Source organism: Streptococcus sp. SM3, assembly GCF_027497875.1.
The window spans coordinates 1-12,963 of record NZ_JAJNSA010000069.1; the positions used below are offsets into that span (position 1 = coordinate 1).

Here is a 12,963-nt window from a genome sequence, read left to right on the forward strand (position 1 = left end):
ATCTTTCCCTTGGTAAAGGAGTACTCATCCCAAGACATAGTCTTTGGAAGCCGAGAAAAATCATGCTTAAAGTGAAAGTCATTGAGCTTGCGAATGACAGTTGAAGTTGAAATGGCCTGCTGGTGGGTAATATCGGTCATAGAAGTCTTTTCAATCAACTTTTGCTCAATTTTTATTGATGAGAGAAGTTTTGGAGAGAGTCATTTTCGAGAAATGATAGCACTTGAAACAGCTTTTCTAAGAAGGGGTTCTATTGGGGATACCAATTGTTTCAAGGTAAGGAATTCTAGACAATTTTTGAAAATCATATTTCTTCATTTGGCTAGCGTAATCAGGACGAGATAGAGCATCATAATCCAGTTTAGCGATGATTTCCTTAAGTGTATCCTTATTGATGATGTCTAGAATCTGGATATTTGGGTCTTTGATATCGAGTAGTTTTGTGATAAAATGTAATTGTTCCATATGAATCTTTCTAATGAGTTGTTTAGTCGCTTTTCATTATAGGTCATATGGGACTTTTTTTCTACACAAAAATAGGCTCCATAAGATTCATAGGGGATTTACCCACTACAAATATTATAGAGCCTAAAAAAGAAGGCGAATGCCTTCTTTTTTATATCTTTTACAATCCTGCAAATTCTTTGATTTCTTGTGCTGACATTGAAGAGTCGCAACGAACATTGATTTGTCCATCTGCAATGTGAACGAAGCCTGGTACAGTTGGGATGCCATAGCGTGAGCGGAATTCTTGCAACTCATTGAGTTGGCTTGGTTCTTCACTGTTGATGAAGTAGATGTGAGCTTTAGTTTCAGCTACGACACCTGCCAAGGTACCAGCAAATTTACGGCAGTAAGGGCAAGTTTTGCGACCGATAAAGAAGGTTGCAGTTTCTTTTTTATCAAGAGCTTCTTGCGCACGCGCAACTGTAGTGACTTCAAGGTCTTTGATATTATCTAAAAATTGTTCCATGAGATTACCTCGCTTTCATTGATATGTCTAGTATGCCATAAAGTTTCTAAAATTGCTTAGATTTGATACGAAAAAAAGATGAGATTATTTGGTCTCATCTTTTATAGGACTTTATTTTACAAAAGCATTGATTTCTGCTTCGATGTTAGCAATCTTAGCTTGTGATTCTTCGTTTGTTTCTCCTACAACTGCAATGTAGAACTTGATTTTTGGTTCTGTACCTGAAGGGCGAACAGCAATCCATGAACCGTCAGCAAGTGTGTATTTCAACACATCACTTGGAGGAGTTGTCAAGTTTGTAACAGTACCGTCAGCAGCAGTAGCAGTTTGAGCCTTAAAGTCTTCTACGACAGTGATAGCTGTTGCGTTCCATTCTTTTGGAGCATTGTTACGGAATTTAGCCATAATCGCTTTGATTTGTTCAGCACCATCGACACCTGAAAGGGTAACAGAGATAGTTTTTTCTGCGTAGTAGCCGTACTCTTTGTAGATTTCTTCGATACCGTCAGCAAGTGTCAAACCGCGTGAACGGTAGTAGGCAGCGAGTTCAGCAACGACAAGAACGGCTTGGATAGCATCTTTATCACGTACGAATGGTTTAATCAAGTAACCGAAGCTTTCTTCAAATCCCATCATGTATGTGTGATTGTGTTTTTCCTCGAATTCTTGGATTTTTTCAGCGATAAATTTGAAACCTGTCAAAACGTTGAACATGGTTGCCCCGTAGCTTTCAGCAATTTTTGTTACCAAATCAGTTGATACAATAGATTTGCAAAGGGCTGCGTTTTCAGGAAGAGTTCCAGCGTTTTTGTGGGCTTCCAAGATGTATTTAGCCATGATAGCACCGATTTGGTTACCTGAAAGATTGAGGTAGCTACCATCTTTTTGAAGAACTTCAACACCAACACGGTCTGCGTCTGGGTCAGTTGCGACAAGAACATCTGCACCAACTTGACGACCAAGTTCTTCAGCGAGGGCAAAGGCTGCTTGGCTTTCTGGGTTCGGAGATTTTACAGTTGAGAAGTCTGGGTCAGCAGTTGCTTGCGCTTCAACGACTTGAACAGAGTCAAATCCTGCTTGAGCAAGAGCACGACGAGCCAACATTTCACCAGTACCATGAAGTGGTGTGTAGACAATCTTCATGTCTTTACCAAATTCTTCAATCAAGGCTGTGTTGATGTTTACGTCCTTAACCTCTTTAAGGTATTCTACGTCAACAGCTTCGCCGATAACTTCAATTAAGCCAGAAGCTTTTTCAGCTTCCACATCAGCAACTTCAACTGCAAATGGATTTTCGATTGCACGGATATAAGTAGTCAAAGCGTCTGCATCGTGTGGAGGCATTTGTCCACCGTCTTCACCGTAAACCTTGTATCCGTTAAATGGAGCAGGGTTGTGGCTGGCTGTGACCATGATACCAGCGAAACAGTTGAGGTGACGAACTGCAAATGAGAGTTCTGGAGTTGGACGAAGGCTTTCAAATACGTAAGATTTGATGCCGTGTTTAGCAAGAACTGCCGCAGATTCAAAGGCAAACTCAGGTGAGAAGTGACGGCTATCGTAGGCAATTGCAACACCACGTTCTTTTTCGTTTCCACCTTTAGACTCAATCAAACGAGCCAATCCTTCAGTAGCTTGGCGAACAACGTAGATGTTGATGCGGTTTGTACCAGCACCAATCAAGCCACGCATACCTGCAGTACCAAATTCAAGATTTGTATAGAAGGCATCTTCCTTAGTTTTTTCGTCCATATTTTCCAAATCTTGACGAAGGTAGTCAGGAAGCTCCGCAAAATCAACCCATTTCTGGTAATTTTCTTGGTAAGACATTGAAATTCTCCTTTTTGTAAATTGTTTTAACCGTTCACATTATAGCACTTTTTAGCGTTTTAGTAAAACGGTAGCATAATTTTCAGAAAAGTGGTGTCATATGTCGGTTTATCAAGTCTTGAATGCCTTAGGGAAACATGCTATACTGTTTGTATGATTATTTTACAAGCTAATAAAATTGAACGTTCTTTTGCAGGAGAGGTTCTTTTTGATAATATCAATCTACAGGTTGATGAACGTGATAGGATTGCCCTTGTTGGGAAAAATGGTGCAGGTAAGTCTACTCTTTTGAAGATTTTGGTTGGAGAAGAGGAGCCAACTAGTGGAGAAATCAATAAGAAAAAAGATATTTCTCTGTCTTACCTAGCTCAAGATAGTCGTTTTGAGTCTGAAAATACCATCTACGATGAGATGCTTCATGTCTTTGATGACTTGCGTCGGACTGAGAAACAACTACGTCTGATGGAGTTGGAGATGGGTGAAAAGTCTGGTGAGGATTTGGATAAACTGATGTCAGATTACGACCGCTTATCTGAAAATTTTCGCCAAGCAGGTGGCTTTACCTATGAAGCTGATATTCGAGCGATTTTAAATGGATTCAAGTTTGACGAGTCTATGTGGCAGATGAAAATTGCCGAGCTTTCAGGTGGTCAAAATACTCGTCTGGCTCTTGCTAAAATGCTTCTTGAAAAGCCCAATCTCTTGGTCTTGGACGAGCCAACCAACCACTTGGATATTGAAACTATTGCTTGGTTAGAGAATTACCTAGTAAACTATAGCGGTGCTCTCATTATTGTCAGCCACGACCGTTATTTCTTGGACAAGGTTGCGACAATTACGCTGGATTTGACCAAGCATTCCTTGGATCGCTATGTGGGGAATTACTCTCGTTTTGTAGAGTTGAAGGAGCAAAAACTAGCTACTGAGGCAAAAAACTATGAAAAGCAGCAGAAGGAGATCGCTGCTTTGGAAGACTTTGTCAATCGTAATTTAGTCCGTGCTTCGACGACCAAACGTGCCCAATCCCGTCGTAAACAACTAGAAAAAATGGACCGCTTAGACAAGCCGGAAGCTGGCAAGAAAGCAGCCAACATGACCTTCCAGTCTGAAAAAACGTCGGGTAATGTTGTCCTGACTGTTGAAAATGCGTCTATTGGCTATGATGGGGAAGTCCTGTCACAACCGATTAACCTAGACCTTCGTAAGATGAATGCTGTCGCCATCGTTGGTCCCAATGGTATTGGAAAGTCAACTCTTATTAAATCAATCGTGGACCAGATTCCTTTTATTAAGGGTGAAAAGCGATTTGGCGCTAATGTTGAGGTTGGTTACTATGACCAAACCCAAAGCAAGCTGACACCAAGTAATACAGTATTGGATGAACTCTGGAATGATTTTAAACTGACACCAGAAGTTGAAATTCGCAATCGTCTAGGTGCCTTCCTTTTCTCAGGAGATGATGTCAAAAAATCAGTCGGCATGCTGTCAGGTGGGGAGAAAGCCCGTTTACTTCTGGCTAAACTTTCCATGGAAAACAATAATTTTTTGATTCTGGATGAGCCGACCAACCACTTGGATATTGATAGCAAGGAAGTGTTGGAAAATGCCTTGATTGACTTTGATGGAACCTTGCTATTTGTTAGCCATGACCGTTACTTTATCAATCGTGTGGCAACTCATGTCTTGGAATTGTCTGAGAATGGTTCGACCCTCTACCTTGGAGATTATGACTACTATGTTGAGAAGAAAGCAGAAGTAGAAATGATTCAAACTGAGGAAATTTCAACTACTAATCAAGCAAAAGAAGCAAGTCCAGTTAATGACTATCAGGCCCAGAAAGAAAGTCAAAAAGAAGTTCGCAAACTCATGCGACAAATCGAAAGTCTAGAAGCTGAAATTGAAGAGTTAGAAAGTCAAAGCCAAGCCATTTCTGAACAAATGTTGGAAACAAACGATGCCGACAAACTCATGGAATTGCAGGCTGAACTGGACAAAATCAGCCATCGTCAGGAAGAAGCTATGCTTGAATGGGAAGAATTATCGGAGCAGGTGTAAAAACATTTCTTTCTTACAATCAAAACTTGTCAATTTTTCCGCCCTTCTCGTTTGTGAGGAGGGCTTAGTTTATGGTAAAATAGTTTTATGAATAAAAGAATGAATGAGTTGGTCGCCTTGCTCAATCGCTATGCGACTGAGTACTATACCAGCGATAATCCGTCGGTTTCAGATAGTGAGTATGACCGCCTTTACCGTGAGTTGGTTGAGTTGGAGGCTGCCTATCCAGATCAAGTATTAGCAGACAGTCCGACCCATCGTGTTGGTGGCAAGGTTTTAGATGGTTTTGAAAAATACAGTCATCAGTATCCTCTTTATAGTTTGCAGGATGCTTTTTCACGTGAGGAGCTTGAAGCTTTTGATGCGCGTGTTCGTAAGGAAGTGGCTCATCCGACCTATATTTGTGAGCTGAAAATAGATGGCTTGTCTATCTCGCTGACGTATGAAAAGGGGATTTTAGTTGCTGGTGCAACACGTGGAGACGGTTCTGTTGGGGAAAATATCACGGAAAACCTCAAGCGTGTTAAGGACATTCCTTTAACTTTGCCAGAAGAACTTGATATCACAGTTCGTGGGGAATGTTATATGCCACGCGCTTCTTTTGACCAGGTCAACCAAGCTCGCCAAGAAAATGGAGAGCCTGAATTTGCCAATCCTCGTAATGCGGCAGCAGGAACCCTGCGTCAGCTGGATACAGCAGTAGTTGCCAAGCGCAATCTTGCTACCTTCCTCTATCAAGAAGCCAGTCCTTCAACTCGTGACAGTCAAGAAAAGGTTTTGAATCACCTTGAACAACTAGGTTTTGTAGTCAATCCTAAGCGAATCTTGGCTGAAAACATAGATGAAATCTGGAATTTTATCCAAGAAATAGGACAAGAACGTGAAAATCTGCCTTACGATATTGATGGAGTGGTAATCAAGGTCAACGACCTAGCAAGTCAAGAAGAACTCGGATTTACGGTTAAGGCTCCAAAGTGGGCAGTAGCCTACAAGTTTCCTGCTGAGGAAAAAGAAGCTAAACTCTTATCTGTTGATTGGACAGTTGGCCGTACGGGTGTTGTAACCCCGACTGCCAATCTAACACCAGTACAACTAGCTGGTACAACTGTTAGCCGTGCGACTCTACACAATGTGGATTATATTGCTGAAAAAGATATCCGCAAAGATGATACGGTTATCGTTTATAAGGCTGGAGATATTATCCCTGCCGTTTTACGTGTAGTAGAGTCCAAACGGATTTCTGAAAAAAAACTAGATATCCCTACAAACTGTCCAAGTTGTAACTCTGACTTGTTGCACTTTGAAGATGAAGTGGCTCTCCGTTGTATCAATCCACGTTGTCCTGCCCAAATTATGGAAGGTTTGATTCATTTTGCTTCTCGAGATGCCATGAATATTACAGGCCTGGGTCCATCTATTGTTGAGAAACTTTTCGCTGCCAATTTAGTCAAGGATGTGGCGGATATTTATCGTTTGAAAGAAGAAGATTTCCTCCTTTTAGAAGGGGTTAAGGAAAAGTCTGCTTCTAAACTCTATCAAGCCATTCAAGCATCAAAGGAAAATTCTGCCGAGAAGCTTTTATTTGGTTTGGGAATTCGCCATGTAGGAAGCAAGGCCAGTCAGCTCTTACTCCAACATTTCCATTCAATTGAAAATCTGGCTCAGGCAGATCCAGAAGAAGTGGCTAGTATCGAAAGTCTGGGAGGCGTGATTGCCAAGAGTCTTCAGACATTTTTTGCGACAGAAGGCTCAGAAATTCTCCTAAGAGAATTGAAAGAAGCTGGGGTAAATCTGGACTATAAAGGTCAGACTGTAGTGGCAGATGCGACCTTGTCTGGTTTGACCGTTGTATTGACTGGAAAATTGGAACGTCTCAAGCGTTCAGAAGCTAAAAGTAAACTCGAAAGTCTGGGTGCTAAGGTAACAGGCAGTGTTTCTAAAAAGACCGACCTCGTCGTGGCAGGTGCAGACGCTGGAAGTAAACTGCAAAAAGCACAAGAGCTTGGTATCGAGGTTCGAGATGAAGCTTGGCTAGAAAGTCTGTAATGATCGTTTAAAACAAGACTTTAGACAGTATAACTAGTTTGTTAATCGGGACAAAATCGGCCAAAAATTTATTAGTGAAAATTTATTAGTGAAATAGAAAGAAAATAGAAGTAAAAAGGAAAAATAAAAAATGTTTAATTACCCTATGCGCATTCATTACCATCGCAAGAATGGAGAATACGACACTTGTTCTTTTGTAAAAAGTCAGGACCAGCGAATTGATTTGCTGACCTACAAAGAAGATTATTTTGGTGCCTTATTTAGTTTTGAACACCCAAGTGCTCATGCCTTAGAAAGCTTGAATTTTGTCGTTCATACAGGCCAAACTAGTAAAGAATATGCTATCCGTTTTAATCACTATCCTCTTTTAACAGAGGTCTGGATTTTGGAAGGGGATGATAGGATTTATTACTCTGAAAATCCTGCTATCGCCAGTCCTTTCTATAAGAATCAAAATCCTTTTGCCTTTGACAAGGCCATTAATAGTGCTAGTTTTGACCATCATTGGGGGTACCAAGGGGAATTGGGGTGCCGTGTAGAGGACAATCAGGCTCATTTTGCTCTCTGGGCTCCAACAGCTACAGAAGTGCAGGTTGTTGTTTATGAATCAGCTGCTAATGATGCCCCTGTTTGGAAGACCTTTGAGATGGAGAGAGGCAATAGCTACTCTTATAATCATAAGGACAATACTATCGGTGTCTGGAGTTTGGATGTTGAGGAAGATTTGACTGGTAAGGCTTATCAGTATCAAGTCCAATTTCCTCATCATCAAAGTCTTACTCGCGACCCATACACAATTGCGACCAGTCCTGATGGCAAACGATCAGCTATCCTGAGCCATGAAGAAAAGCAAGTTGCAAACTTCGAGGTCAAGCACGGTTCAGAGGCTACTTGGCGCTTGGCAAATCCATGTAAGGCAGTTATTTGTGAAATGCACATTCGTGATTTGACCAAATCACCGACCTCAGGTGTGGATGAACATCTTCGTGGAACTTTCTTGGGTGCTGCTCAGACTGAAACGGTTAACCAGTACGGTCAGTCAACTGCTTTTGATCACATCAAGAAGCTGGGCTACAATTATGTTCAGTTGCAACCAATCGCAGATCGTCACAAAGAATACGATGAGGACGGGAATGTAACCTACAACTGGGGTTATGACCCACAAAACTATAACGCACCAGAAACGAGCCTTTCAACCAATCCAGAGGATCCTGCTCAGGTTATTCGTGATTTGAAGACCATGGTTCAAGCCTATCACGATGCAGGTATTGGTGTCATTATGGATGTGGTCTATAACCATACCTTCTCAGTCGTTGATGCACCTTTCCAAACAACAGTCCCTGATTACTATTATCGTATGAATCCAGACGGTACCTTCCAGAATGGAACGGGTGTTGGAAATGAAACAGCCAGCGAACATGAAATGTTCCGCAAGTATATGATTGATTCTCTTCTATACTGGGTGCAGGAATACAATATTGACGGCTTCCGTTTTGACTTGATGGGGATTCATGATGTCAAGACCATGCAGATGATTCGTCAGAGCTTGGATGAAATTGACCCTAACATTATCCTCTATGGAGAAGGTTGGGATATGGGAACAGGTCTTGCACCTTATGATAAGGCTAAGAAGGACAATGCCTACCAGATGCCAAACATCGGTTTCTTTAATGATAATCAGCGTGATGCTGTCAAAGGTGGAGAAGTTTACGGTGCTATCAAGTCAGGTTTTGTTAGTGGTGCTGCGACAGAACCAATTCTAGCCAAAGCAATCCTAGGCAGTCGTGAATTAGGAACCTATACACATCCAAAACAGGTCCTTAACTATGTAGAGGCCCATGACAATTACAATCTTCACGATTTGTTGGCAACCCTTCATCCAGACCAAAGTTCCGAGCAAATCATGCGTAAGGTCGAAACTGCCACAGCCATGAATCTACTTATGCAAGGGATGGCCTTTATGGAAATTGGTCAAGAATTTGGTCGTACCAAACTGGTTGCGACTGGTGAAAATGGTGAGCTGACCCATGATGATAGAGAACGTGCTATGAATAGCTATAACGCTCCTGACAGTGTGAACCAAGTGAACTGGGACTTGATTAATGAGCGTCAAGATAGTATTGCGTTTATCCGTCAGCTGATTCGATTGAAGACAGAAAGCAGTGCCTTTTCTTACCCAACTTATGATGAGATTTACCATCATGTTTTTGTTCATTCAGCCAACGAACATAGTGGTTGGATTGTCTATGAGATTCAAGGGGAAGAACATTTACTGGTTGTATTTAATGCTAAAGGGCAAGACTTCCAGTTTGAAAATGCTGGAAATCTAGAACTATTGGTGACCAATAGCCATTTAAGTGATAAAGACATGGTTGGTGGCGTCAGTGCCAGCGTTTTTAAAGTTTTGTAGAATAGATTTACAATTTTATTTTTTGTATGATTATATCAGAATATTTTTAAAAAATTAAAGGCTTTTCTATGGGTAGTGATGTTTTTTTTGATTATTTTTTGAAGTCACTTAGGTTTCATCTTGGTGATAGGTGTAAGGATATTGGATTTATAGAGTTTGTTAAAGATGAAAATAATAGTTTTATTATTATAAAGGATTATATTTTAGAATCATTAGTGGTGTTGTCAAATATTTTGAGTAAGGAGAGGATTCTGTTTTCTTGTGGGATTATTAATAGTAAGGGGGGAGTTACTGGAGTAGAAGTATGTATGAATGTATTAGAGTTAGAAAGATTAAATAATTTGTATAAGATATAGTTTTGAAGAATATTAAAAAACATAATGGCAACTGTCTATGTAGGATGTGTGCAGTTTATAGTATCAGTGTTTCCTAACGAAGTAAAGTATAGTGCGTTATACTTTACTTGGAAGTGGTGCCGAAAATATGCTAAACTACTAAAAAAACAATAAAATCAGGAGATTCGTTTCCTGATTTATTTTTTTACTTAAAATTATATTTTTGTTAGCTAAATAACGAACTTTATGATAGTATTATAAAAAACAATTCGTTTTCAAAGCGTTTCTGAAAATTTCTTGATTTACAAGTGAACACATCAGTGAATTTGTTGAAGACTTTCAAAAGATTTTTTTGCAAATTCCGTAATTTACTTGAATCTTCCCTAAAAAGGTAGTATAATAAATCTATAGAAAACGCTTACAGAAATAGGAGGGTGTATGGATAAGAAAAAAGCTTTAAAAACCTTTATGACAGGTGAAAATTTTCACCTCCAGCACTATCTGGGAGCTCATAGGGAAGAAAAAAATGGAGAGTATGGCTATACTTTTCGTGTGTGGGCGCCTAATGCTCAAGCTGTTCACTTGGTAGGGGATTTCACTAATTGGGTTGAAAATCAAATTCTGATGGAACGGAATGAATTTGGAGTCTGGGAAGTCTTTACCAGTCTTGCTCAAGAAGGCCAAATTTATAAGTACCATATCACACGTGCAAATGGTCATCAGCTGATGAAGATTGACCCTTTGGCTGTACGGTATGAGGCACGACCTGGTACTGGGGCTATTTTAACAGATATTCCAGAAAAGAAATGGAAGGATGGTCTCTGGCTAGCTCGTAGAAAACGTTTGAGCTTTGAAGAGCGTCCTGTCAATATTTACGAGGCTCATGCTGGCTCTTGGAAGAGAAATCCTGATGGCAGCCCCTATAGTTTTGCTCAATTGAAAGATGAACTCATTCCTTACTTGGTTGAGATGAATTATACTCACATTGAGTTTATGCCTTTGATGTCTCACCCACTAGGTTTGAGTTGGGGCTATCAGCTTATGGGTTATTTTGCTTTAGAGCATGCCTATGGTCGTCCTGAAGAGTTTCAAGATTTTGTTGAGGAATGTCACTTAAACAATATAGGCGTTATTGTAGACTGGGTACCTGGTCACTTTACTATCAATGATGATGCCTTGGCCTATTATGATGGAACACCGACTTTTGAATACCAAGACCATAATAAGGCTCATAACTACGGTTGGGGAGCTCTCAATTTTGACCTTGGAAAGAATGAAGTCCAGTCTTTCTTGATTTCTAGTATTAAGTTTTGGATTGATTTTTATCATTTAGATGGTATTCGCGTGGATGCGGTTAGCAACATGCTCTATCTTGACTACGATGATGCTCCATGGACACCTAATAAAGATGGTGGCAATCTCAACTATGAGGGTTACTATTTCCTTCAACGCTTGAATGATGTGATTAAACTAGTTCATCCAGACGTTATGATGATAGCTGAGGAAAGTTCTTCAGCTACTCAGATTACTGACACCAAGGATTCAGATGGTCTAGGATTTGACTACAAATGGAATATGGGTTGGATGAATGACATCCTCCGTTTCTATGAAGAAGATCCGATTTATCGTAAATATGACTTTAACCTGGTGACTTTCAGCTTTATGTATGTCTTCAAGGAGAATTATCTCCTACCATTCTCACACGATGAAGTGGTTCATGGCAAGAAGAGTATGATGCACAAGATGTGGGGAGATCGTTATAATCAATTCGCAGGATTGCGTAATCTCTACACTTACCAAATTTGTCACCCAGGTAAAAAATTGCTCTTCATGGGTAGTGAATATGGGCAATTCCTAGAATGGAAATCTGAAGAACAGTTGGAATGGTCTAATATAGAAGACCCAATGAATGCTAAGATGAAGTATTTCACTTCTCAGCTAAACCAGTTTTATAAAGACCATCGCTGTCTGTGGGAAATTGATAATAGTTATGATGGTATTGAAATCATCGATGCGGATAATAGAGACCAGAGTGTTCTTTCCTTCATCCGTAAGGGTAAGAAGGATGATATGTTAGTCTGTATCTTTAATATGGCACCTGTTGAACGAAAAGATTTTACAATTGGACTTCCTGTTGCAGGGATTTACGAAGAAGTCTGGAATACTGAGTTAGAAGAGTGGGGAGGCGTTTGGAAAGAACATAATCAAACTGTGCAAACGCAAGAAGGACTATGGAAAGATTATGAGCAGACCTTGACCTTTACCCTACCGGCTATGGGAGCAAGTGTTTGGAAAATCAAACGCCGCTTGAAACCTACTAAAACCGTCACAAGTAAAAACCAAAAAGGAGTAGAAAATGAAGAATGAAATGTTAGCTTTGATTCTTGCTGGTGGGCAAGGAACTCGTCTCGGTAAACTCACTCAAAGCATCGCAAAACCAGCTGTGCAATTTGGTGGGCGCTACCGTATCATTGACTTTGCTCTTTCAAACTGTGCCAACTCAGGCATCAACAATGTTGGAGTCATTACACAGTACCAACCACTTGCTCTCAACAACCATATTGGGAATGGTTCAAGCTGGGGACTAGATGGTATCAATTCTGGTGTCTCTATTCTTCAACCTTATTCTGCAAGTGAAGGAAATCGTTGGTTTGAGGGGACTAGCCACGCTATTTACCAAAATATTGATTATATCGATAGTGTCAATCCTGAGTATGTTTTGATTCTCTCTGGAGACCACATCTACAAAATGGACTATGATGACATGCTCCAGTCTCACAAGGATAATAATGCCAGCTTGACAGTAGCAGTTTTAGACGTCCCTCTTAAGGAAGCTAGCCGTTTTGGTATCATGAATACAGATGCAAACAATCGTATTGTTGAATTTGAAGAAAAACCAGCTCAACCTAAATCTACCAAAGCTTCTATGGGAATTTACATTTTTGATTGGCAACGTCTCCGCAATATGCTTGTTGCTGCTGAAAAGAGCAATGTCGATATGTCAGACTTTGGTAAAAATGTCATTCCAAATTACCTTGAGTCAGGTGAAAGTGTTTATGCCTACGAATTTAATGGTTACTGGAAAGATGTTGGTACGATTGAATCGCTTTGGGAAGCTAACATGGAATATATTTCACCGGAAAATGCCTTGGATAGCCGTAACCGTCAATGGAAGATTTACTCAAGAAACTTAATTTCACCACCAAACTTCCTTGGGGCAAATGCTCACGTGGAAGATTCCTTGGTTGTTGATGGCTGTTTCGTAGATGGAACTGTTAAACATTCTATCCTCTCAACAGGTGCGCAGGTTCGCG

Annotated in this window: 8 protein-coding genes and 1 pseudogene; 6 read left to right on the forward strand and 3 right to left on the reverse strand. The window is 40.4% G+C overall.

What is annotated here, in order from left to right; all coding sequences use genetic code 11:
• The 3 genes and pseudogenes from PAN06_RS09850 to PAN06_RS09860 form a co-directional block, all read right to left on the reverse strand.
• Window positions 1-465, reverse strand: a pseudogene (locus tag PAN06_RS09850) (ISL3 family transposase); the annotation flags it as partial.
• A 160-nt stretch (window positions 466-625) separates the two neighbouring features.
• Window positions 626-973, reverse strand: coding sequence for a thioredoxin (locus tag PAN06_RS09855; RefSeq protein WP_000434637.1), 348 nt, complete (start codon window positions 971-973; stop codon window positions 626-628).
• A gap of 111 nt (window positions 974-1,084) precedes the next feature.
• Window positions 1,085-2,803, reverse strand: coding sequence for a phospho-sugar mutase (locus PAN06_RS09860; protein ID WP_269796205.1), 1,719 nt, complete (start codon window positions 2,801-2,803; stop codon window positions 1,085-1,087).
• A gap of 153 nt (window positions 2,804-2,956) precedes the next feature.
• Between PAN06_RS09860 and PAN06_RS09865 the strand changes: the two genes are divergently transcribed.
• The 6 genes from PAN06_RS09865 to PAN06_RS09890 all read left to right on the forward strand — a co-directional run.
• Window positions 2,957-4,858, forward strand: coding sequence for an ABC-F family ATP-binding cassette domain-containing protein (locus PAN06_RS09865; RefSeq protein WP_269796206.1), 1,902 nt, complete (start codon window positions 2,957-2,959; stop codon window positions 4,856-4,858).
• A gap of 87 nt (window positions 4,859-4,945) precedes the next feature.
• A complete protein-coding gene (ligA, locus tag PAN06_RS09870) occupies window positions 4,946-6,904 on the forward strand; it encodes an NAD-dependent DNA ligase LigA (RefSeq protein ID WP_269796207.1) in 1,959 nt (652 codons plus the stop codon).
• A gap of 130 nt (window positions 6,905-7,034) precedes the next feature.
• Window positions 7,035-9,314, forward strand: coding sequence for a type I pullulanase (gene pulA / locus PAN06_RS09875; RefSeq protein ID WP_269796208.1), 2,280 nt, complete (start codon window positions 7,035-7,037; stop codon window positions 9,312-9,314).
• A 68-nt stretch (window positions 9,315-9,382) separates the two neighbouring features.
• A complete protein-coding gene (locus tag PAN06_RS09880) occupies window positions 9,383-9,670 on the forward strand; it encodes a hypothetical protein (RefSeq protein ID WP_180364293.1) in 288 nt (95 codons plus the stop codon).
• 417 nt (window positions 9,671-10,087) lie between these two features.
• The gene (gene glgB, locus PAN06_RS09885; protein WP_269796209.1) at window positions 10,088-12,016 is read left to right on the forward strand and encodes a 1,4-alpha-glucan branching protein GlgB; all 1,929 of its coding nucleotides are present in this window, start codon (window positions 10,088-10,090) and stop codon (window positions 12,014-12,016) included.
• The coding region (locus PAN06_RS09890; RefSeq protein ID WP_269796210.1) for a glucose-1-phosphate adenylyltransferase at window positions 12,006-12,963 on the forward strand (958 nt) is incomplete at its 3' end. The genes glgB and PAN06_RS09890, both read left to right, overlap by 11 nt.